This is a genomic window from uncultured Pseudomonas sp. (genome assembly GCF_913777995.1).
Lineage (GTDB): Bacteria > Pseudomonadota > Gammaproteobacteria > Pseudomonadales > Pseudomonadaceae > Aquipseudomonas.
In genome coordinates this window covers 1-21,065 of the sequence record NZ_CAJYVE010000021.1, presented here as the reverse complement: position 1 = coordinate 21,065, position 21,065 = coordinate 1, and the positions used below count along the sequence as shown (strand labels likewise).

Here is a 21,065-nt window from a genome sequence, read left to right as displayed (position 1 = left end):
AAGGAAGAAATCATGTCAAGTGTGTTCCTGTGTCATCGGAAGGTTGATTCAGAAAAGGTCAAGAAACTGGCGGCAGCTATTAGTAAGGTAGGGCACGATGTGTGGTTTGATGAATGGGAAATTGGGGTGGGCGATTCTATTGTTGAGAGAATTAACTCTGGCCTATCCAGTATGTCGTACTTGGTGCTGTGTTATTCCAGCTTGGAAAGCTCAGAGTGGACTGATCGCGAGTGGAACTCGACATTGCATCGCCAGTTGAGCGGGCAGCCAGTGAAGGTCTTGCCTGCGCGTTTGAGCGGCGGTGAGGTGCCTGCAATCCTTGCCGATGTTAAGTACGCAGATTTGATGGCAGATTGGGATCGAGGTGTAGCTGATTTGCTAAAGGCTATCAAATGAGGACAAACATTCTAATTGCACATGGAAAAAACGAAGAGCGATTGGCCGAAAATATTGCTGTTCCACTTCGAGCTGCTGGCTATCTCATAACCCATGAAGGAACTCTGCTTGTTGGAGAGTCTGTGGTGGGTCAGTCTACGAAGCTACTTAGACAGGGTGGGCCTCTAGTTATTTGCGGAACCACCGCAGCTTTGGGCTCTCGATGGACTAGAAAGCTTGCTGAGGCTGCTCGGAAGACGCCTGGTGTTCGCATATTTGTTGTGCAAGTCGATGAAGATGCAGATGTTGAGACTATCTCGTTGGATGAGACTATTGCGGATTATTGGCGAGACCCGGACGCGGCGCTAGACAGATTAGTTGCATCGATTGTTTCGCAATATCCGCTCGATGCGTCTAGAAAGTCAAAGCTGATAGATAATGACTTGGAAGCAAGCTATCGTCAAATGGCCTTGCGAGCATGTGATATTATTGATCTGGCCAATCTTCCTGAAGATGATCGCCATTTGGCATCGCGAGAGTTAGAGTTGCGTAGGCTGTATGTGGCCTTGCGGATGGAGGTCCAAGTGTCATCGGTAAAAAATTTTAGCGAAGACAAGTGGGAAGAGATAGAACGTCTGCGAAGGAGGAACTTTTGGGGTGATATTCCCTTCAATGAGCGGAAATTGGTTTCGCTGGGCGAAAGGCTTGGTGGTGTTAAAAGGTTAGTTGTGCTTGGGGATCCCGGGTCCGGGAAAAGCACATTGCTGAGATGGCTTGCAACTGCTTACTTGCTTAGGTCGCACTCTGAATTCGACTGGAAAGACATGCCTGATGTCGAAAGCCTGCCAGATGAATCGTGGTTGCCTATATTGGTTAGGTGTCGTGATTTGCCTGCGACATCGATTACTCTCGACTCGATGCTTCTACACAGTCTTAGAAAAAATGAGATTCCGGAAAATGACTGTGAACCGTTAAAAATATTGCTTAGGGATAAATTGGCGAAAGGGGAGGCACTACTATTGGTTGATGGGTTGGATGAAATTGCTGATCCATCTGCACGGTCAAACTTTGCTGAGCAACTATCCAAAATCCATCATGCAATCCCGAAGGCGCCAGTTGTTATTACATCCAGAATAGTTGGTTATCGGGAGATGGGGTACAAAATTGGGTGCGGATTTGAGCACCTGACGGTCGCTGACCTTACCCGGAGTGACAAGGATGAGTTTGCTCGTCGTTGGTGCGAATTGACTGAGAGGTCAGGGTGTCTAGAGGCGGCTAACAGCTTAATTGGGGATATCCATTCAAGTGACCGAATTGAGCGATTGACTGGTAATCCCATGCTTCTGACAACAATGGCGCTGATTAAGAGGAAAATTGGTAGGCTTCCTCAAAGACGTGTTGATCTGTATGAAAAAGCGGTAGAGGTTCTATTGAATTGGAGGAGCGCGATTGATGCAGCACTCGATCCAAGAGAAGCATTGCCCCAGTTGGAGTATCTAGCTTACGCAATGTGCGACGAGGGTATTCAACAAATTAGAGAAGATCAAGCTATTGAACTTCTACGACAGTTGAGAGATGAATTTCCTCATGTTCACCCTTTGCGAGAGCATAGCCCTGAGGATTTCTTGGCGCTACTTGAGCGTCGTACAGGCTTGCTGATGCAGACAGGATTTGTTAAGTATAATGGACGAGGTGTGCCTGTATATGAATTTCGCCATTTGACGCTGCAGGAATACTTGGCTGGTATGGCAATAGTGCAGGGGCATTATCGAGGGCGTGCTAAATTCTCAAGTCAAATAGATGCGGTTCGCCCGTTGGCTGGAAAGGTTAGCGAGGGTTTCGAACTTGATCATGACAATGATGAGTTTGGAGGGGCAGAGAATTGGCGAGAGCCTCTGAGGCTGTGCGTTGCAGCTAGTAATGATGATTTGATTGATGATTCTGTTCTAGCAATATTGCGAAAAGAATCAGGCGAAAGTTTTTCTTCTCAGCGTGCCAGAGCTATGCTGGCGTGCCTATGTTTGGCTGATGAGCCAAATGTTAGTGAAAGTGTTGTTCGAGAGGTTTTTGAAACTTATGTGGGAGTTGTTTTGGAGGAATACAAGTTGTCGGGGGATGACGGAAGGTTAATTGATGTTTCACTGAGTGTTGCCAAGTCGCGCTGGGGTTCAGATTTTTCTGACCACCTTCTGAGCGGATTTTTTAACGGAGGAAGCGAATATAGATATGCTTGTGGAGGTGTGTTCTCAATGGTGGAAGAAGCGCGCCTTCCCGACTTTAAGCAGCAAGATTTGCGGCTAGAGGCCTTTAGGCAGCGTATTCTTGAGCTTCCTGATTTAGATGGGCGGAGATTAGCGGGTCTCGCTTTGTTTATTTCAGAGATTGCATATTCCAATACACTAGATTTATCAGGTTTTCCAGTTCTTGGTAGTGAGTTGGTGTCGCGATTCTCATCGGATCCTGCTGTGAACTTTGCTCTGTCGTGGGCAATTGGCTGGATTCATGCTAATACTTCTTGGGAGCCGACTGGCGAAGATGTCAGGGTGATGCTGGATTTGCTCAAGTCAGGCTGCTGTGAGGTTGAAACTGTATTCTGGTTGTCTCGTGTGCTTAAGGGTGAGAGCGATGAAAGGATCGCTGATGCTCTTGAGGGTTATGTAGATGCTGGTGGAGCTAAGGTTAAGACGGCTATTTTTTCTGCTTTGGTGGCAATCCGTGGAGCGCACTATCTTCCACTATTCAGGAAGTACTTGTTGGCAACAGACTCGGGTGTTTGGAGGGGAGCTCTTAGTGCGATTGCTGAGTGCTGTGCGGATGGCGAGCACAAGGAGCTGCTAATGCTTATTGTTAAAAATAAGCGAGGTAATAGACTTTCAGTGACAAAGCACTTACTAGTATTGGCGGCCGATAAGCTGGATAAAACCATGTTGGAAGTGCAGGCGCTGTATGCTGAGATCTCTCAGTTGTATGGCTTTTCACTTCCAATTTATAAGGGCTAGAGCTGTGTGTTGTGATAGTTTACGGGGGGGGCGGGTTTGTGCTTTGTTTTGAGTTTCTGTAACTCAAATCTACGTGTTCAGTCCCAGAGAGTCATGGCACATCCTTAACCCCCAGAAGGAGGACGGACTTGAACACCCCTTTGCATTCAACCTCACCGGCCCGCCGGTTGGTCTAACGTAACCGCTCCACAAACCCCACATTCAAAGCGGCCAGATGATCTTGGATGCTGTGCTCCCGATTCCCTCCGGAGCCAGCACCTCATGATGCGACCCGACGCCAAAGTCGAAAAAGTCTATCTCTACCCCAAGCCCGTGGACTTCCGAAAATCCATCGACGGCCTTGCTGCGCTGGTCGAGCTGGATATAAAAGTTGCGGTATTCGATCCCGTGCTTTTCGTCTTCCTCAACAAGCCCCGCAATCGAGTGAAGATCTTGTATTGGGAGCGCAACGGCTTCTGCCTTTGGCTCAAGCGCCTGGAGTCCGAGCGGTTCAAAACATCGCCCGATGCCACGGAAGAGGCGATTGTCCTCAGCGTTCAGGAACTGAATTGGTTGCTCGACGGTTTTGATCTTTGGCGCAACCGCCCTCATCGAGTTTTGACCCCGCGCTACGTGGCATGACCCGGTATAATCCGGGCCATGATTTCTCTGCCCGATGACCTTCCTGATGATCCTGTCTTGCTCAAGCAACTGCTGCTTGAGGCGCTCACTCGACAGGAGGAATCGGCCCAGGCTTATCAGACCCACATCGTCGACCTGAAAGAACAGATCAAGCTGTTGCGCGACCGTCTGTTTGGGCGCAAGTCCGAGCAAACCGTTGAGCCCAATACGCCGCAACTGGCCTTGTTCAATGAGCCTGAAAGCGAGCCGATGCCTTCAGTTGGTGACGCTGATGAAGAAGTTGTTGCACCGACACCTCGCCGTGGCAAACGCAAGCCCCTGTCGGCTGATCTGCCGCGTATCGAAGTCATCCACGAACTGCCCGAACACGAACTGACCTGTGCGTGCGGTTGCCGCAGACACGCCATCGGCGAAGAGACCAGCGAGCAACTGGACATCGTGCCGATGCAGATCCGCGTCATCAAACATATCCGCAAGGTCTACGGTTGCCGGGGCTGCGAAGCAGCCCCCGTGACGGCTGACAAACCTGCGCAACTGATCGAAAAGAGCATGGCCAGCCCGAGCGTATTGGCCATGCTGCTCACCACCAAGTATGTCGACGGTTTGCCGCTGCATCGGTTTGAAAGTGTGCTGAGTCGCCACGGTATCGATATCCCTCGGCAAACGCTGGCTTGCTGGATTATCCAGTGCAGCGAACACTTCCAGCCGCTGATCAATTTGATGCGTGACCGACTGCTGGAAAGTCCGGTCATCCACTGCGATGAAACCCGCGTCCAGGTGTTGAAAGAGCCGGATCGAGACCCGACCAGTCAATCTTGGATGTGGGTGCAAGCCAGCGGCCCGCCGGATCGAAAAGTCGTGCTATTTGATTACACGTCCAGCCGTGCGCAGGAAGTGCCGTTGCGCTTGCTGGAAAGTTATCGCGGTTATGTCATGACCGACGATTACGCCGGCTATAACGCGTTGGCGTTGCAGCCAGGTGTGGAGCGTCTGGCGTGCATGGCCCATGCACGACGCAAGTTCGTGGACGCGCAAAAAGTGCAGCCCAAGGGTAAAACCGGAAGGGCCGATGTCGCGCTGACGATGATCAACAAGCTGTACGGCATCGAACGCGAGCTCAAGGACGTCAGCGATGAACAACGGTTTATCGGTCGTCAGGAACAGAGCCTGCCGATCCTGGCCCAACTGAAAAGCTGGCTGGATAAAACCCTGCCTCAGGTGACAGCACAGAGTGCGTTGGGTAAGGCAGTGCATTATCTGGCGAATAACTGGAGCCGGCTGGAACGCTATGTCGAAGCGGGTTACTTGCCCATCGACAACAATGCGGCCGAAAGAGCGATCAAACCGTTTGTCATCGGGCGCAAGGCCTGGCTGTTCAGCGACACCGTCAATGGCGCGAATGCCAGCGCGAAGATCTACAGCCTGGTCGAGACCGCCAAGGTCAACGGCCAGGAGCCTTATACGTGGCTGCGCCACGTACTGGAGCGGCTGCCGCACGCCTCGTCAGTAGTAGACTATGAAGCCCTGCTGCCGTGGAACTGCTCGCCAGAAATGCCACGGTAAACCGTTAGCCCATTGTTGGGCAGGTGGGTTTTGTGGATCGCATACCCCCAAACTGACTTGCACCGCAGCCAGCCTAGACCAACCAAACAACCACCCACCCGTCACGAAAACCCCTCATCGTCAGTCACCCGCTGCAGCAATTCAGCAATCTGCTCGCGATGAACCTGCTGCCTGCGCTGCGCCTCTTGCAGCGCGTCGACGATGGAGCGGCTTTTCGCCAGGTAGATCAATTGCGAGTACACGTCGATCTGGCGGTCTTCCAGTTCGATGTAGCGCTTCAGGTAGTGGTGTGGGTCACGAGGGAAGGGGTACAGCGCCTGTTGGCCCGCTTCGATTGCCTCGACCCGGCGGGCGAAGGCTTTGGCGATCTCGAAGCAGTCGGTCTTGATGCTGCGGCTGTGCAGCAACTGGTGGAGTTCGTCTGGCGGCGGGTTGCGCGAGAAGCGCCCGCGGCGCCTCCTGGCCAGGTGCACGAGGATGGCGGCCAGGATTTCGGCATTCTCGATTTTCTCCCTTGCGATCTGGGTAATGGTCCTTCTGCGTTCAGCTTGTCGATCCATCGCGGCGTTGACGAGGTAGGCGGTCGCGGACGGCAGTTCGCCTTCCATCCCGCGAAACTGTTCCAGTAACAGCTCGAACAAGGTGATTCTGTCTTTCGCCGGTAATGAAGTGGACACGATGGCTCCTGACGGTCGTCAAGTGGTCGTTCAATGGAAAGGCCCGTTAAGGGAAGTTCAGCCAACGTGACAGATGGGCGTCCAATGCATGGCGTTAAAAAAGCCCGCATTGCTGCGGGCAATGTCTTGCGCGTTTCAGTAGCGGGTCATGCTCGTCGAAGCTTGGGCTTCATCGCGCTGAATGCCTTGACCATCTGGCGGGCCTTGAAGGCCGACCTCAAGCCATGGGCTTCGGCGCTGTAATGGTTGAACGACTCGCCGAAGCGCTGTATCAGTTGCGCGCCCAGCTCGGTTTCGTGGGGTAGGGTCTGCATGTCGACGCTCCTCATCAAGGTTGTTCCGCGGCTTTGCCCTGGGCCAGGCCCGAGCCCATTTCTGCGCCGGTGATGGGCATGCTGTCAGGGTCTGATTCGGTGCGCCGCTTCATGTTGGCCAGTGTGGTTTCCTCTTCGGCCGACAGCGTGACGCTCGCCAGGCCGTCGCCGCCATCCACGGCTGGCTGCGGATCCTCGACGTACTCGAACTCGTCGCCGTTCCATGGCCCACGCACGCTGGGTTCGCCCTGGGAGAGGTTGAAGTACTTGCGGGTGAACTGCGGGTCACCCGGCAACTTGCCTTGCGGGAAATTGGGCTGAATGGCATGCAGCGCTTTCTCGAAAGACAGCTGGTGGGCGATTTCCCGGGTCATGAGAAAACCCAGGGCGTCCTTGATACCGGGGTCGTCGGTCACGTTCATCAGGCGTTCGTAGACGATCTTGGCCCGCGCTTCGGCGGCGATGTTGGAACGAAAATCCGCCGTCGGCTCGCCGATGGTGTCGACATAGGCGGCGGTCCAGGGCACGCCTGCCGAGTTGACCAGTGGCGCGCCACCGCCATACAGCAGGCTGGTCACGTGCGAGTCATTGCCTGCGCCGGTGAGTGAGCGATACAGCTCGCCTTCCTGCTCGACGCCTTCGGCCATGCGGCCTTTGGCGCCGCGGTTGAGCATGACGATGATCGAGCCGATCACCTCCAAGTGGCTCAGCTCTTCGGTGGCGATGTCCAGCAGCAGGTCTTTGCGCCCGGCATCTTCTTCGCTCAGGCCTTGGGTGAAATAGCGGGCGGCGGCGGCCAGCTCGCCCTGTGGGCCGCCGAATTGCTCCAGCAGCAGGTTGGCCAGGCCAGGGTTGGGGTTGGCCACGCGAACGGTGTATTGCAGACGCTTGTTATGGATAAACATGATCTACCTCGTCATCGTTATTTTTCCTGGTTCGCCAGGGTGGCGGCCTGGTTGCCGCCTTGCTCGGCGATTGCGGTCAACTTCTCGTCAGCGCCTTTTTCTTCGGCGAGGGTTTCCTTGAGCAACTTGGTCGCGTCTTTCATGCCCAGTTGATTGGCCATGGCGATCAAGGTGCCGTAACTGGCAATTTCGTAGTGCTCGACCTTTTGCGCCGCGCCGATCAAGGCAGCGTCCAGTACTTCGCCTTTTTCGATTTCGTCGAGCAGTTCCTTGCTTTCCTCCACCAGGCCCTCCATGGCCGCACACTTCATGCGCTTGAGCTTCAGCCCGGCGTTCTCGACCAGTTGGTCGATGCGCTCGATCTGCCCCTGGGTTTCTTCCAGGTGCGCTTCGAACGCTTCCTTGAGCAGCGGGTTGGTGGCGGCGCGTGCCAGTCTTGGCAAGGCTTTGGTGATCTGCTTTTCCGCGCTGTAGACGTCTGAAAGCTCGTGAATGAACAGATCGTCGACGGTGGTGCGTGCTGATTTGGCCATGCTGTATTCCTCGATGCTGTCGCGAAGATTGGGCAGAGCGTGATACGCCCTACACAAAGGTTAAACAGGTTGAGTGGGGCCCCGTTCGTTCTATTTGCGAGAATCTGCGATGAGCGGTCTCATGGCTCATGGCTATCTGATTTTGTGGCGATTGGGGGTTTAAAATCATCGAACGTCTTTAAATTTCTAATAAATGGACATCTTCAAGCGGCGCTTGAAGGCGAGCGTTGCGTCGATGATGGGTGGTTGTTGGCAGGGCGCCCGAGGCATGACGAGGCGGGCTCGTGCCGCCGCGCACATGCAGATTGGGGTGTTCAGACGTTGTGCGCGTGCAAGTTCAGATGCTCGTGATACTCGATGCTGAACAGAATGACGTTTCTGAATATTCGGTTCGCCGCTGTATCTGGAGAGAACCTGGTGGAGGCTGAACCGCAAAGCCCCATGGAAGACATAAACCACCTGTGCGTTAAGCAATGCGGGAGGTTAGTTTCGTGAAGGCAACAATGGTTAGTTGATACATGGGGTTTGCAGATAAGCGGTGTAAGGTGAGAGTTACAGGCAAGATAATAACCATAGCCAATGCGCGAGATGGCTATTGGGTGTGAATTGGCTATTAACATGCTTCGTGATACCGCTGGTCCGACGCGGGCCATTTATTTGAAGTACTTGTTCGGAAGCTGTGTCACAGCTGAACACAGAATGTCCTGTGTGATCGTAACGAGGAATACATCATGGCTCGCAATCAAGATGATCGTGAAAATCAAGGCAATGCTGGAAACTTCGCCAATGACCGGGAAAAAGCCTCAGAAGCCGGAAAGAAAGGCGGGCAGAATTCTGGCGGCAACTTCGCCAATGATCCTGAGCGGGCGGCTGAGGCCGGCCGCAAGGGCGGGCAGAATTCCGGGGGTAATTTCGCCAATGATCGGGAAAAGGCTTCCGAGGCGGGTCGCGTCGGCGGGCAGCACAGCCATGGCGGAGGTCGTGGCAGCGATGACAAATAACGCGCAGCTTTCCCGAAAGGCTGTTGCGTGACCATCAGATGGGGGTGTTAGCAGTCCTCCCATCCCCCTCGAATGAATTGGCATCAATATCAGATGCCGCAGGTGTCCGCTTTGTGTTCTCTTGGGCTATATCAGTTGGGCTGGGATTCGCTACCTATAGGCTTTTATTCATTTACACAGTTCGGCTGAGATGAAACTTGTAGATGTCGATGAAGTGGCGCGTCTGTTGTTGTAGGAGGAATTCTGGCGATGAAAATTCAGCCCTGGGCGTATAGTTTTAACTACCGCGATCATGTTGTAGAAGTTTGTCTGACTCAACATCCGCATGGCGTGTTGTGTGAATTGCTGGTAGCCCGATCAGGAGCGCCGGTTTCTGCAAGTTCCATTCATTCGAATGCGTTCTATCGGGATGCCCAGTCTGCGTGCAAGTACGCCGCTGCCGAAGCATTCGGTTTGATTGATCGCATTCATCGTGCTGGTTGCAAACTGGGTTTACAGCGTTCCGTCCTGAAGGGGCCGAGAGGGCGGCTTCTGGATTGATCTGATCACCGAGACCGTGGCCTGATTGCAAGACGCCTCCCTTTTCCTTGAGTGAAATTTCCTAGAAAATCCCGGCCGCTTGCGCCTGCCCGATTCGCTCTCTAGGCTGCCTGCCGTCGCTGGAAACAGCGGCAGGGCTTGGCCGCCCAGTCAGAGAAAGGATGCAGTCGCTTGTCGTCGTGGACGAGATTCGTTCGCGCGTGCGTCATGGCAACTGTACAAGGGACACCTTCGGGTGTGCCGGATGCCTTCTCTCCGGTCGGCCAACCCTTGTACCGTTGCCACCTTGTCCGCTTGGCCGCGGCATGGCTGGCAATTCCTGTGAAACGAGAAGGAAGTTGCCATGAAAAAGATCGTCCCCGACCCACCGGTCCCCGCCACTCAGTCCAGCCCCAGTCCACCACCCCTCAATGTCGAAGAGCAGCTCAGTCAGGCCTGGGATCTGCTGCGTTGCGCCAGCGCTACAGCCTTCGAGTGCGGCGACGGCCTGCATGGTCAGCCTCGCGACCTGGCCATGGCCACCTCGCACCTGATCGGCCTGGCCCAGAGCGTGATCGGCCAGCTCATCGACCAATGGCCCGGCGCGCGTCTATAGGCGCTCCGGCTGAATGGCCGGGCAAGCCCGCAGGTCCGGGCTTGCTCGCGAAAAACTGGCAAAGTCGCTGAATCGGCTGTGACGTTGACGCCGCCTTCGCGAGCAAGCTCCACGGTCTGACCAGTATTGGGCTTGCTAGTCCATCGTCATCTCGCCGTGCTACTGTCCCAGGTTTTCAATGCCAGGCTCAGGGGCCGATATGTCCGAATTCAAGCTGCACTGCTTCGCACTCTCCGGCAACGCCTACAAGGTCGCGCTGTTCCTGACCTTGGCTCAGAAGCCCTGGGAAGCGGTGTTCGTCGACTTTCTCAATGGCGAGACCAAGACCCAGGCCTGGCGCGACACGGTCAACGAACAGGGCGAAGTACCGGTGCTGGAACACCGTGGCCAGCGCCTGAGCCAGTCCGCGCTGATCCTCGATTACCTGGCCGAAGTCACCGGCCAGTTCGGCGCGCAGACGCCCGAGGAAAATCAGGAAATCTGGCGCTGGATGCTGTTCGACAACCACAAGTTCACCAGCTACTACGCCACCTTGCGGTTCATGTACGGCATCCAGAAAAGCGGCGAGACCGACGTGACGCGCTTCCTGCGCGAGCGTGCGCGGGCGGCCTACCAGATCGTCGATGCCCACCTGGCCAAGACGCCGTTCCTGGTCGGCGAGCGCCTGACCATCGCTGACCTGTCGCTGGCCGGCTACGTGTTCATGCCCGAAGACACCGGCCTGGACATGCACGACTTCCCGCATATCCAGGCCTGGAAGGCACGCATCCAGAGCCTGCCGGGCTGGCAGCACCCCTATGACCTGATGCCGGGGCCGACCAGCCTCTGAGTCCTTCAGTCAGCCCGCTCCAGCGTCAGAAGTCATACGCCAGCTTGGTGTACCAGAAGCCGCCGTTGGGGCTGAACGGTGGGTTGCCGTAGATGCCCTGGCCGCCGTTGGAAGGGCTGGCGACCACGCCGTTGCGGTCGGGGTAGACGTTGAAGATGTTGGTGCCACCCACGCTGGCGGTGAGGTTGTCGGTGATCGAGTAGGCGATGTCCAGGTCGGTGATCCACTTGGCGTCGAAGCTGCGGTCGGCGCGGGCGTCGTCGGCCCAGGTCTCGACCTTGCCGTAGCGGGTGGTCTGCAGGTTGACCGCGAAGCGCTCGATACGCCAGTTGGCGCCCAGTACCCATTTGGTCTTTGGCGAGGCGGCCACCAGGTTGCCCTCGGCAGCGTGGCCGATCACCTCGATGCCGGAGGCGGCGAGGTTGGCCGGGGTGCTGCGGCTGCCTTCGATGGTGGTCTTGTTCCAGTTGAACGCCGCGCTCCAGCGCACGTCGCCGAACGCGCCCAGCGGGGTGCTGTGGTCGAAGACCAGGTCGAGGCCACGGGTGCGGGTGTCGAAGGCATTGGTGTAGTAGCTCACCCAGGAACCTTCGGCCACGCCCAGCGAGCGCAGAATGCCGTTCACCGCGCCGTTGCCGGTGTCATAGATGTTCTGCGACAGCAGGATGCGGTCATCGATGTCCACCACGTAGGCGTCCAGGGTCACGCTGGTGCGCCGCGCCGGTTGCCAGGTCAGGCCCAACCCCAGGTTGCGGGTCTTTTCCGGGTCCAGGTCGCTGGCGCCGAAGGCCTTGGCCAGCGCGCTGCCGGGGGTGGCGGTATAGCGCAGCGCCGGCACCACCACGCCCTGGGCGTTGACCCCGGTGCGGTTGTCGGCCACCGAATAGCCCAGCTGGGTCAACGACGGGGCGCGAAAACCGGTGCCCAGGGTGCCGCGCACGGCCAGGGTGTCGGTCAGCTCGTAGCGCGAGTTGAGCTTGAGCGCGAAGGTGTTCTTCTGGATGTCGTCGTAGTGCTCCACGCGCCCGGCCAGGCCGATGTACCAGCGCTCGGTGGGGTTGAGGGCGAAGTCCAGGTAGGCGGCGTAGTTGTTGCGCTCCAGGTCGGCTTCGTCTTCTGGGCGAATTACCAGCGCCGCCTGGGCGCCGCGGCTCGGCCCGCCGTTCAAGCCGCTGCGCACGCTCAGGTCATAGAGCGGGTTGCGGCTGCCATCGGCGAGCAGCTGCGGGTAGGTGTAGCTGCCCACGCTGTAGGCGTCGGCTGAGCCGGCGAAGGTCTGGAAGCGTTCCCAGCGGTGCTCCAGGCCGGCGGACACCTGCACCGCGAAGGGCAGCAGCGGCAGGCTGTCGAAGTGCCGGGTGACGTCGAGGTTGTTGACCCATTGGTCGAACTGCAGGGTCGCCAGGTCGCCGAACGAGGTGGGCGAGGCCGGCCCGTAGGTGGGGTTGATGGTCAGGTCGCTGGAATGGTGGTTGCGGTTGCGCCCGTAGGTGGTCGAGAGGTCCCAGTTCCAGGCACCCCATTCGCCCTTGCCGCCGAGCAGCCACTGCCAGTCGGTGTCCTTGATGTTGTTCAGCGGGTCGTAGCCGTCCGGGTACAGCTCGGGAATCGAGGCGGTGCTGTAGGCCAGGCGCTTGTTGTTGTAGATGGTCGCGTCGCGTTCGCCATAGGTGGCGTAGGAATACACGCGGGTGCTGTCGGTGAGTGGCAGTTCGGCGTTGTAGCCCAGGTTGAACGCTTCCAGGTCGGGGTCGCCGTTCTTCAGTGCGCGATGGTCCCAGCTATCCTGGCGCGGGTCGCCGGGGGCATAGCCCCGGTAGTTGGCGTCGGCCTTGTCGTAGACGAACGTCTGGTTGCGCTTGCGCGCGTCCGCCGAGACATGCAGGAAGCCACCGTCGCCGAGCGACAGGCCTTTGTCGCCCGCAAACTTGATGTTCTCACCCTGGCCGTCGCCCAGGCGGCCGTAGCTGGTTTCCAGATGCCCGCCGCTGGCCGACGATTTGAGAATCACGTTGATCACTCCGGCCACGGCGTCGGAGCCGTACTGCGCTGCTGCGCTGTCCTTGAGCACCTCGATGCGCTCCACGGCGCTGATCGGAATCAGGTCGAGGTCCACCGCGTTGGCGCCACTGGTGTCGATGTTACCGCCGGCGGGCATGGCGCCGTTGTGGCGGCGCTTGCCGTTGACCAGCACCAGGGTATAGGCCGGCCCCAGACCTCGGTTGGTCAGGGGCCGGGTGGTGGACTGGAAGCCCGAAGTGTTGGCGCCGAAGTTGAACGATGGCAGCAGCTTGGAGATGGCCTCCGACAGCTCGGCGCGACCGGTCTTGAGCAGTTGTTCGCTGTTGATAATGTCGATGGGCGTCGGGCTGTCAGCCACGGTGCGCTGGGCGCCGCGTACGCCGGTAGAGATCACCGTCACGGTTTCCAGGCGGGTGTCATCCTGGGTGTCGGCCCAGGCGCCGGGGGCCAGCAGGCAGGCCAGGGTCAGGCTCGACAAGGTGCTGGTCTGGGGGATAGACAGGGCAGAGCGGTGCAGCTTGGTGGCGGTCAGGGTCATGGGTGGTTCCAGATCACGGCAGTGGCCAATCCGCTTGCGGCGGGCTTGGCAGTTGGGCTCGAGCGTCGCTGCCGGTGGCAGGCAGGCGGCGCTTGTCGGTGGGTTCTGGAGCGAGGCGGGTGGTGGTGGGTCGCTCGGGTGACGCCGCTATCCGGGAGGCGGCCGGTCAAGCGAAGGTGAAGTCGAGGCTGATCTTATAGTTATGAAAAAGAGTGGAAAAATTCTTTTTTGGAATATTTTAATATTCAAATAACAAATCAAATATCTGTCTGATTATGTTATTTGAGTATTTATTGCTGGGCGTGCAGGTTTACCAGGCCGCTGTTTTCAGGCACTGGCAATCTGAACAATAGCGGCGTTGTAGCGTCTCAGTGGACAGGTCGTTCCAGCTTCCAGCCAGGTCATGCATGAAATTTCTCTCCCGCCTGTTTTCCCGCACGAAATCTCCAGCTCCGTCGCCAGCGGCCACGGATTTGGCCAATGACGCTTCCCAGGATGCCGAAACGCTGCAACAGGCAGTGCGTCAGGCCGGTCATGAGCGTATGGATCGCCACTGGCGTTCGGTGGGGCAACTGGAAAGCGATGTGCTGACCTACCTGATCAGCCCCGGGCTCAGTGGTGGCGCGCAGTGGCCGAGCACCCGCCAGGCGTATCGGGTGGTGCGCCGGGGCGAATCGCTGCTGCTGGCCACCGATGGTCTCTCTGATCCGTTCGACGGTGTGGAAGGCATGGGCAACGGTTTCGAAATGGAACTGTTCCTGGAGACGTCGGACCTGCCCGAGACGATGCGCGGCGAAGCCGGGCAGGTGGATGCCCTGAAGGGCAGTTGGGCCTTCGAGCTGCTCGAACACGTGGCCAGTACCGTGGCGGATGCTGGCGGTATTACCCATCAGCTGGCGCAGTACGGCGTGCTGTCGCTGGAGCTGCCCGGGGTCAGCCAGTCGCGCAGCATCGCCGCGCAAGTACCGACCCGTTTCGTCAGCGCTGACGACTGCATCGGTGTATTGCTGGGTGGTCCGGGGCCGGATTTCCCGACCCGGCTGGAGGATATGCCGCTGTCGCCGGTGACATTGGTGCCGGTGGTGTTGATCACCGCCGCCGAGCTGGACTACGTGCGAGCCGGCGGCGGCGCAGCACGCGCCCAACTGGTGGCGCGCCTGGCGGGGGCGGGCGTGCTGGGCACCAGCTCGCTGCAGCGCGACAGCGTGGTCTGAGGGCTGCGCCAGGCCTGTGTCGATCGACGAATATGTTTCAATTTGATGCGAAGCGAGCTGTGCCTAAGGCCAGCGCAGCCCTCGCATTTCGTGCCTCGCAGCGAAGCGACGGCTCTGGCGCGGGCACAAAGCGAGTGTCCTGCACTGCACAAACAGTTATGCAAGTAAAAATCATTGCCATTAGCGATATTGATTGGTGATAGATTCCTGCCCCTCCGAACGCTGCGTCCGGTGTTCCGGCACTAGGGCTTCTGATCCGACCCCGCCCAGGCCGCAGTCCTTCATGCTCTTGCAGGAATCTTTCCGATGTCTCGTCTTGTCTTTCCCGCCCTGGCGGGTGTGATCGCCCTGAGTGCGCCCGCCTGGGTCATTGCTGCGTCCCAAGGCTCTGCGGGGAGCCTGACCCTCGACACCCTCAACATCAATGCCGAGCAGCCCGGCCTGGACGCGGCCACCACCGAAGGCACAAGCTCCTACACCACCGGTTCGATGAGCACTGCCACCAAGCTGCCGTTGTCGATTCGCGAGACACCCCAGTCGGTCAGCGTCATCACCCGGCAACGCATCGAAGACCAGGGCATGAACGACCTCAATGACCTGGTCAAGTACGCGCCGGGCATCACCCTGCGCAAGTATGGCTCCGACCGGCTGGAGTATCTGTCGCGGGGCTTCAAGATCGACAACCTGATGTACGACGGCCTGCCGACCACTGTGGGCGGCTTCACCCAGGACACCATTTCTGCGGCCGACCTGGCGATGTACGACCGCATCGAGGTGGTACGCGGCGCCACCGGCCTGATGACCGGTGCTGGCAGCCCGGCGGCGACCCTCAACCTGGTCCGCAAGCGGCCCACCGCCACCCCGCAGGTCAGTGTCACCGCCAGTGCCGGCAGCTGGGACCGCTACCGCCTGGAAGTGGACGCCGCCAACAAGCTCAACGACGCCGGCACCCTGCGTGGCCGCGTGGTCACCGCCTACGAAACCAAGAACAGTTTCCAGGACGTGCGCGAAAACGAGCGCCAGCTGTTCTACGGGGTGATCGAGGCCGATCTGTCCGAGGCCACCACCTGGACCCTGGGTGCGTCCAAGCAGCGTGACGACAACACCTCCGACTGGGGCAGCCTGCCCAGCGGGCCGAACGGCGAAGACCTGCACCTGTCGCGCTCGACCTTCCTGAGCAACGACTGGTCGTACTGGGACAAGGACAACTACACGCTGTTCTCCGACATCACCCATCGTTTCGACAACGGCTGGACCGCCAAGCTGGCGGGGCAGAAGATCTGGGCCGAGGCCGATACCTTCTCCAGCTACCTGGGCTACAACGGTCCGACCCTGGAGCAGTACTCCGGCCAGTACTTCAACACCGATGACCAGACCAACCTGGATGCGTCGCTGTCCGGGCCGTTCCAGCTGCTCGGGCGTGAACACGAGCTGGTGTTCGGCGCCAGCCGCCGTGAAGAGAAATTCGACCAGGCTGGTGGCTGGTGGGGGCAGGGCACGCCGATCGACCCTTACAACTTCGATCACCACATCGCCAAGCCGTCGTCCGGCAACCGCAACCCTTACGCCGGGCGCAACACCAGTATCGAGAAGAGTGTCTACGCTGCGGCGCGGCTCAACCCCATCGACCCGTTGCACGTGATTCTGGGCAGCCGCCTGAGCTGGTACGACTACGAGAACCGCGTCAGCGGCGATACCTACAAGGTCACCCAGGAAGTCACGCCCTACGCCGGGGTGATCTACGACCTGAACGACACCTACTCGGTGTACGCCAGCTACACGCAGATCTTCAAACCGCAGAGCGAGCAGAACGCCAGCGGCTCGGTGCTCGACCCGATGACCGGCGAGAGCTACGAGGTGGGGATCAAGGGCGAATACTTCGACGGCGGCCTGAACGCGTCCCTTGCAGTATTCGACATGACGCAGGAAAACCGCGCCTACGCCCTGACCAGCCAGTCGGCCACCTGCCTGTCGCAGAACCGCACCTGCTACGAGGCCGCCGGTGAAGTGCGCAGCCGTGGCATCGATGCCGAGCTTAGCGGCGCACTGAGTCCCGACTGGCAATTCAGCGCCTCCTACACCTACGTGCTCAGCCAGTACGTCAAGGACGCCAACCTGCGCAACGAGGGCCGCCTGTTCGCGCCCAACCAGCCCAAGCACCTGTTCAAGGCCGCCACCAGCTACCACCTGAGCGGCAGCCTGGAGAAATGGCGCGTGGGTGCCGATGTGTTCGCGCAAAGCGAAACCTTCAACCGCGTGGGCAGCGGCTACGCCACCCAGGATGCCTACGCCGTGGTCGGCCTGATGGCCGGCTACCGCTTCGACGAACACTGGGATGCGCGGGTCAACCTCAACAACCTGTTCGACGAGAAGTACTGGCAGGGCATTCCAACGGGTTCGGGCAGCGGCGTGTACGGCGACCCGCGCAACGTGATGGTCTCGCTGAAGTGGACGCTGTGACGAGGGCCCGGTTTCGGTGGGTGTGGCTGTCTCTGATGCGTGGGCACGTGGTGGGACCGGCTTCAGCCGGGATGCTTTCGCGGCTGAACGCCGTTGCTGCAAACCGAAACCGGCTTTAGCCAACATGAAGCCGCTCTGATTTGAAAGGGCTTTGGCTTTTTTACATCTCCCGCACCTCGCGCAGGCACTGGCGCAGCAGTTCCGAGCTGTCGCCCTGGCGGTAGCTGATGACGATGGGCGAGGTGGCGTGGCTGTCGAGCAGTTCGGTGTAGCCGATGTCGTCGCGGTGCAGGCGTTGCACCGAAGCGGGTACCAGGGTGATGCCGATGCCGGCGGCGACCAGGCCGATGGCGGTCTGCAGTTCGTTGGCCATCTGCGCCACATGGATGCTCAGGCCCTGGCGGCTGAACATCCCCAGCACATGATCGGCGTAGCTGGGGCGCGGGTTGCCGGGGTACAGCACGAAGGGCTCCTGGGCCAGTCGTTGCAGGCTCACCGGGCCGGCCAGCAGCGGGTGGCCGGCAGGCAGGGCGGCCACCAGCGGGTCTTCGCGCAGCACCTCCTGGGTGATGGCCGGGTCATCGAACAGCATGCGCCCGAAGCCAATGTCGATACGCCCGCTCTTCAATGCTTCCACCTGTTGCAGGGTAATCAGCTCCGACAGCCCCAGCTCCACGTCACCGAAGCCACGCAGGCGGCGGATCAGCTCCGGCAGCTGGCCATACAGGGTCGACGGCGCGAAGCCGATGCCCAGCCAGCGCTTGCTGCCGTTGGCAACCCGGCGGGTATCGTCACTGATACGCTTGAGCTGCTCCAGCAGTTGCGAGGAGTGTTCATAGAAGAAACGCCCGGCTTCGGTGAGGCGCAGCGGGCGGCTGCGTTCCAGCAGCTCGACACCCAGTTCGTCTTCCAGCTGCTGGATCTGCCGGCTCAGCGGCGGCTGGGCGATGTTCAGCTGTTCGGCAGCGCGGGTGAAGTTGAGGGTTTGCGCGACGACCCGGTAATAACGCAAATGTCGCAGTTCCACGATACCTCCTGGGTATGGAGCGAGACTTAATCAATATTGGACCGGCCGGCCCCGCAGGGTCAATCTTGCTGCACGCCCAACCCACAGCCGGATAGCTTCATGAGCGCACCCATAACAATACAAAGCTTCGAGACGCTGATCGTCGACCTGCCGACCATCCGCCCGCACAAGCTGGCCATGCACACCATGCACGGGCAGACCCTGGTGATCCTGCGCATCCGCTGCAGCGATGGCATCGTCGGTATCGGCGAGGCCACCACCATCGGCGGCCTGGCCTACGCCGGGGAGAGCCCAGAAAGCATCAGGACCAACCTCGACACCTATCTGGCGCCCCTGGTGATCGGCCAGGACGCCGACAACCTCAATGCCGTGATGCAGCGCGTGGAGCGCAGCGTGCGCGCCAATACCTTCGCCAAGTCGGCCCTGGAGACCGCCCTGCTCGATGCCCAGGGCCAGCGTCGCGGCTTGGGCCTCGCCGAACTGCTCGGCGGCCGGGTGCAACAGGGGCTGGAGGTGGCCTGGACCCTGGCCAGCGGCGACACCGCCAAGGACGTCGCCGAAGCCGAACGCATGCTCGAGCTGCGCCGCCATCGCCATTTCAAACTCAAGATCGGCGCGGCCGAACCGGCCCGGGACATCGCCCACGTGGCAGCCATCAAGCGCGCCCTGGGCGATCGCGCCAGCGTGCGGGTCGACGTCAACCAGGCCTGGAGCGAAGGCGTGGCCTTGCGCGCCTGCCAGGCCCTGGCCGACGCCGGGGTGGAGTTGATCGAACAGCCGGTGCCGCGCCATGACGTCCAGGCCCTGGCGCGGGTCAGCGCCCGCAGTCCGGCGCCGGTGATGGCCGACGAAGCCATCGAGAGCCTCCCCGACGCCTTCGCCCTGGCCCGTGCCGGTGCCGCCCCGGTATTCGCGCTCAAGATCGCCAAGACCGGCGGTCCGCGGGCGGTGCTCAAGGTCGCCCACCTGGCGCAGGCGGCCGGCATCGGCCTCTATGGCGGCACCATGCTCGAAGGCAGCATCGGCACCCTGGCCTCGGCCCATGCCTTCGCCACCCTGGAGCGGCTGGACTGGCACAGCGAACTGTTCGGTCCACTGCTGCTCACCGAGGACATCCTCGTCGAGCCGCCGACCTATCGCGACTTCCAGCTGCTGCTACCCCAGGGTCCCGGCCTCGGCGTCAGCCTCGACGAAGACCGCCTCGCCCATTTCCGTCGCGATCGCAGCAGCCTCGCCGTCGCCACCGCCTGATCACGCCCCGTGGAGGATTCACCATGCTGTTCATGGTCCGCATGACCGTCAAACTGCCCCACGATCTGCCCGCCGCCGACGCCACGCGACTCAAGCAGGCGGAAAAGGAACTGGCCCAGGAGCTGCAGCGCCAGGGCACCTGGCGCCACCTCTGGCGGATCGCCGGGCTCTACGCCAACGTCAGCATCTTCGACGTGGCCGATACCCAGGCGCTGCACGATACCCTGCTGCAACTGCCGCTCTACCCCTATATGGAGATCGAGGTCACCGCCCTGTGCCGGCACCCCTCCTCCATCCACACCGACGACCGCTGATTGGCCACCCATAACAACAACACCGAGGATCGCTCCATGACCCTAGCCCTTTCCCAGACCGCCGATGTGCAGAAGTTCTTTGAAGTCGCCAGCGGCTTCGAGCAGGACGCCGGCAATCCGCGCCTCAAGACCATCGTGCACCGTATCCTCACCGACAGCATCCGCATGATCGAGGACCTGGAGGTGACGCCCGAGGAATTCTGGCAGGCGGTGAGCTACTTCAACGACCTGGGCGCGCGCCAGGAAGCCGGACTGCTGGTCGCCGGCCTCGGCCTGGAGCACTATCTGGATCTGCTGCTGGATGCCCAGGACGAACAGGCCGGCCGCACCGGTGGCACCCCGCGCACCATCGAAGGCCCGCTCTATGTGGCCGGTGCCCCTCTGTGCGAAGGCGAAGCCCGGCTCGATGATGGCCAGGACGCCGGCGTGCCGCTGTTCATGACCGGCCAGGTGCGCGACACCGAGGGTCGCCCGCTGGCCGGCGCCCTGGTGGACGTCTGGCACGCCAACACCGGCGGCACCTATTCCTACTTCGATCCGGCGCAGTCCGAATTCAACCTGCGCCGACGCATCCGCACCGACGCCGAGGGCCGCTACGCCTTCCGCAGCATCGTGCCCTCCGGCTACGGTTGCCCGCCGGACGGCCCCACCCAGCGCCTGCTCGACGGCCTCGGCCGCCATGGCCAGCGCCCGGCCCACATCCACTTTTTCATCTCCGCTCCCGGCCATCGCCACCTGACCACCCAGATCAACCTGGCCGGCGACAAGTACCTGCACGATGACTTCGCCTACGCCACCCGCGACGAACTCATCGCCGACATCCACTTCCACGACGACGCCAACGCCGCCCGCGCCCGTGGCCTCGACGGCAGCCAGTTCGCCGAAATCGACTTCGACTTCGAATTGCAGCCCGCCGAAGAACCCACCGCCGAGCAGCGCAGTGCCCGCCCGCGCGCCCTCGAAGAAGCCTGAAGGCACCCTGTCCTCATCGGTCCGCCGGTGAGGACAGGTCCATCGATTGCCCCACCTGTCCTGCTTGGGCATAGTGAACCGGCCTGCCAGACGCCGGAGTCACCCACCATGCCCGTCCTGTCGCCCCTCGTCCGCCCCGCTGCCTGCCGGGGTCGCCCATGACCCAGCGCACCATGCTGCTCACCGGTGCCAGTCGCGGGATCGGTCACGCCACCGTCAAGCTGTTCCGCAGCCTGGGCTGGCGTCTGCTCACCGTCTCCCGCCAGCCGTTCTCCGAAGAATGCGCCTGGCCGGAAGCCCGCGACGCGCACATCC

The 21,065-nt window shown here is 60.0% G+C and carries 19 protein-coding genes and 1 pseudogene; 14 read left to right on the top strand and 6 right to left on the bottom strand.

Annotation, left to right across the window (positions count from 1 at the left end; translation table 11 throughout):
* Window positions 1-12 precede the first annotated feature (12 nt).
* The 4 genes from QZ497_RS08985 to QZ497_RS08970 all read left to right on the top strand — a co-directional run bounded on the left by QZ497_RS08985 (window position 13) and on the right by QZ497_RS08970 (window position 5,558).
* Window positions 13-396, top strand: a complete 384-nt coding sequence (locus tag QZ497_RS08985) for a toll/interleukin-1 receptor domain-containing protein (protein ID WP_295473275.1) — start codon at window positions 13-15, stop codon at window positions 394-396.
* Entirely contained in the window at window positions 393-3,374 is a 2,982-nt protein-coding gene (locus tag QZ497_RS08980) for an NACHT domain-containing protein (RefSeq protein WP_295473273.1), read from the top strand. Before QZ497_RS08985 ends, QZ497_RS08980 begins: the two co-directional genes overlap by 4 nt.
* Window positions 3,375-3,635: 261 nt before the next feature.
* Complete coding sequence (tnpB, locus tag QZ497_RS08975) at window positions 3,636-3,995, top strand: IS66 family insertion sequence element accessory protein TnpB (protein WP_295473271.1); 360 nt, start codon at window positions 3,636-3,638, stop codon at window positions 3,993-3,995.
* Between the two features lie 18 nt (window positions 3,996-4,013).
* Window positions 4,014-5,558, top strand: coding sequence for an IS66 family transposase (locus tag QZ497_RS08970; protein ID WP_295473269.1), 1,545 nt, complete (start codon window positions 4,014-4,016; stop codon window positions 5,556-5,558).
* Between the two features lie 101 nt (window positions 5,559-5,659).
* Here the strand turns inward: QZ497_RS08970 and QZ497_RS08965 are convergent, their stop codons facing one another.
* The 4 genes from QZ497_RS08965 to QZ497_RS08950 form a co-directional block, all read right to left on the bottom strand.
* Window positions 5,660-6,235: a manganese catalase family protein gene (locus QZ497_RS08965; protein WP_295473267.1), complete on the bottom strand. Its 576-nt coding sequence runs from the start codon at window positions 6,233-6,235 to the stop codon at window positions 5,660-5,662.
* A 146-nt stretch (window positions 6,236-6,381) separates the two neighbouring features.
* Window positions 6,382-6,549: a hypothetical protein gene (locus QZ497_RS08960; RefSeq protein WP_295473265.1), complete on the bottom strand. Its 168-nt coding sequence runs from the start codon at window positions 6,547-6,549 to the stop codon at window positions 6,382-6,384.
* Between the two features lie 14 nt (window positions 6,550-6,563).
* Window positions 6,564-7,454, bottom strand: coding sequence for a manganese catalase family protein (locus QZ497_RS08955; protein WP_295473264.1), 891 nt, complete (start codon window positions 7,452-7,454; stop codon window positions 6,564-6,566).
* Window positions 7,455-7,471: 17 nt separating this feature from the next.
* Complete coding sequence (locus QZ497_RS08950) at window positions 7,472-7,987, bottom strand: ferritin-like domain-containing protein (RefSeq protein WP_295473262.1); 516 nt, start codon at window positions 7,985-7,987, stop codon at window positions 7,472-7,474.
* A 731-nt stretch (window positions 7,988-8,718) separates the two neighbouring features.
* Here QZ497_RS08950 and QZ497_RS08945 point away from each other — a divergent pair.
* The 4 genes from QZ497_RS08945 (at window position 8,719) to QZ497_RS08930 (ending at window position 10,952) form a co-directional block, all read left to right on the top strand.
* A complete protein-coding gene (locus QZ497_RS08945) occupies window positions 8,719-8,988 on the top strand; it encodes a general stress protein (RefSeq protein ID WP_365355519.1) in 270 nt (89 codons plus the stop codon).
* 249 nt (window positions 8,989-9,237) lie between these two features.
* Window positions 9,238-9,528 (top strand): hypothetical protein, encoded by a 291-nt coding sequence (locus QZ497_RS08940; RefSeq protein WP_295473260.1) that lies wholly within the window; start codon window positions 9,238-9,240, stop codon window positions 9,526-9,528.
* A 343-nt stretch (window positions 9,529-9,871) separates the two neighbouring features.
* On the top strand, window positions 9,872-10,123 hold the full coding sequence (locus QZ497_RS08935; protein WP_295473258.1) for a DUF3077 domain-containing protein: 252 nt from the start codon (window positions 9,872-9,874) through the stop codon (window positions 10,121-10,123).
* Window positions 10,124-10,322: 199 nt separating this feature from the next.
* On the top strand, window positions 10,323-10,952 hold the full coding sequence (locus QZ497_RS08930) for a glutathione S-transferase (RefSeq protein ID WP_295473256.1): 630 nt from the start codon (window positions 10,323-10,325) through the stop codon (window positions 10,950-10,952).
* A 25-nt stretch (window positions 10,953-10,977) separates the two neighbouring features.
* Here the strand turns inward: QZ497_RS08930 and QZ497_RS08925 are convergent, their stop codons facing one another.
* The gene (locus QZ497_RS08925) at window positions 10,978-13,512 is read right to left on the bottom strand and encodes a TonB-dependent receptor (protein ID WP_295473254.1); all 2,535 of its coding nucleotides are present in this window, start codon (window positions 13,510-13,512) and stop codon (window positions 10,978-10,980) included.
* A gap of 407 nt (window positions 13,513-13,919) precedes the next feature.
* On the opposite strand from QZ497_RS08925, the gene QZ497_RS08920 reads away from it, so the two are divergent.
* Both QZ497_RS08920 and QZ497_RS08915 read left to right on the top strand, forming a co-directional pair.
* Window positions 13,920-14,726, top strand: coding sequence for a suppressor of fused domain protein (locus QZ497_RS08920; protein ID WP_295473252.1), 807 nt, complete (start codon window positions 13,920-13,922; stop codon window positions 14,724-14,726).
* A 306-nt stretch (window positions 14,727-15,032) separates the two neighbouring features.
* Complete coding sequence (locus QZ497_RS08915; protein WP_295473250.1) at window positions 15,033-17,186, top strand: TonB-dependent siderophore receptor; 2,154 nt, start codon at window positions 15,033-15,035, stop codon at window positions 17,184-17,186.
* A 160-nt stretch (window positions 17,187-17,346) separates the two neighbouring features.
* Here QZ497_RS08915 and QZ497_RS08910 read toward each other — a convergent pair whose 3' ends face one another.
* Window positions 17,347-18,213, bottom strand: coding sequence for a LysR family transcriptional regulator (locus tag QZ497_RS08910; RefSeq protein WP_295473249.1), 867 nt, complete (start codon window positions 18,211-18,213; stop codon window positions 17,347-17,349).
* Window positions 18,214-18,312: 99 nt separating this feature from the next.
* Here QZ497_RS08910 and QZ497_RS08905 point away from each other — a divergent pair, with 99 nt between their 5' ends.
* The 4 genes and pseudogenes from QZ497_RS08905 to QZ497_RS08890 form a co-directional block, all read left to right on the top strand.
* Window positions 18,313-19,464 (top strand): muconate/chloromuconate family cycloisomerase, encoded by a 1,152-nt coding sequence (locus QZ497_RS08905; protein WP_295473247.1) that lies wholly within the window; start codon window positions 18,313-18,315, stop codon window positions 19,462-19,464.
* Window positions 19,465-19,487: 23 nt separating this feature from the next.
* Complete coding sequence (gene catC, locus QZ497_RS08900) at window positions 19,488-19,778, top strand: muconolactone Delta-isomerase (RefSeq protein ID WP_027597809.1); 291 nt, start codon at window positions 19,488-19,490, stop codon at window positions 19,776-19,778.
* A gap of 36 nt (window positions 19,779-19,814) precedes the next feature.
* Window positions 19,815-20,750, top strand: a complete 936-nt coding sequence (gene catA / locus QZ497_RS08895) for a catechol 1,2-dioxygenase (RefSeq protein WP_027597808.1) — start codon at window positions 19,815-19,817, stop codon at window positions 20,748-20,750.
* Between the two features lie 158 nt (window positions 20,751-20,908).
* Window positions 20,909-21,065 (top strand): annotated as a pseudogene (locus QZ497_RS08890) (oxidoreductase); the annotation flags it as partial.

Bases quoted from the DNA above. Each gene is read 5' to 3' on its own strand.
- QZ497_RS08985 (WP_295473275.1), top strand. From the start codon at position 13: ATGTCAAGTGTGTTCCTGTGTCATCGGAAGGTTGATTCAGAAAAGGTC.
- QZ497_RS08980 (WP_295473273.1), top strand. From the start codon at position 393: ATGAGGACAAACATTCTAATTGCACATGGAAAAAACGAAGAGCGATTG.
- tnpB (WP_295473271.1), top strand. From the start codon at position 3,636: ATGATGCGACCCGACGCCAAAGTCGAAAAAGTCTATCTCTACCCCAAG.
- QZ497_RS08970 (WP_295473269.1), top strand. From the start codon at position 4,014: ATGATTTCTCTGCCCGATGACCTTCCTGATGATCCTGTCTTGCTCAAG.
- QZ497_RS08960 (WP_295473265.1), bottom strand. From the start codon at position 6,549: ATGCAGACCCTACCCCACGAAACCGAGCTGGGCGCGCAACTGATACAG.
- QZ497_RS08955 (WP_295473264.1), bottom strand. From the start codon at position 7,454: ATGTTTATCCATAACAAGCGTCTGCAATACACCGTTCGCGTGGCCAAC.
- QZ497_RS08950 (WP_295473262.1), bottom strand. From the start codon at position 7,987: ATGGCCAAATCAGCACGCACCACCGTCGACGATCTGTTCATTCACGAG.
- QZ497_RS08945 (WP_365355519.1), top strand. From the start codon at position 8,719: ATGGCTCGCAATCAAGATGATCGTGAAAATCAAGGCAATGCTGGAAAC.
- QZ497_RS08940 (WP_295473260.1), top strand. From the start codon at position 9,238: ATGAAAATTCAGCCCTGGGCGTATAGTTTTAACTACCGCGATCATGTT.
- QZ497_RS08935 (WP_295473258.1), top strand. From the start codon at position 9,872: ATGAAAAAGATCGTCCCCGACCCACCGGTCCCCGCCACTCAGTCCAGC.
- QZ497_RS08930 (WP_295473256.1), top strand. From the start codon at position 10,323: ATGTCCGAATTCAAGCTGCACTGCTTCGCACTCTCCGGCAACGCCTAC.
- QZ497_RS08925 (WP_295473254.1), bottom strand. From the start codon at position 13,512: ATGACCCTGACCGCCACCAAGCTGCACCGCTCTGCCCTGTCTATCCCC.
- QZ497_RS08920 (WP_295473252.1), top strand. From the start codon at position 13,920: ATGAAATTTCTCTCCCGCCTGTTTTCCCGCACGAAATCTCCAGCTCCG.
- QZ497_RS08915 (WP_295473250.1), top strand. From the start codon at position 15,033: ATGTCTCGTCTTGTCTTTCCCGCCCTGGCGGGTGTGATCGCCCTGAGT.
- QZ497_RS08905 (WP_295473247.1), top strand. From the start codon at position 18,313: ATGAGCGCACCCATAACAATACAAAGCTTCGAGACGCTGATCGTCGAC.
- catC (WP_027597809.1), top strand. From the start codon at position 19,488: ATGCTGTTCATGGTCCGCATGACCGTCAAACTGCCCCACGATCTGCCC.
- catA (WP_027597808.1), top strand. From the start codon at position 19,815: ATGACCCTAGCCCTTTCCCAGACCGCCGATGTGCAGAAGTTCTTTGAA.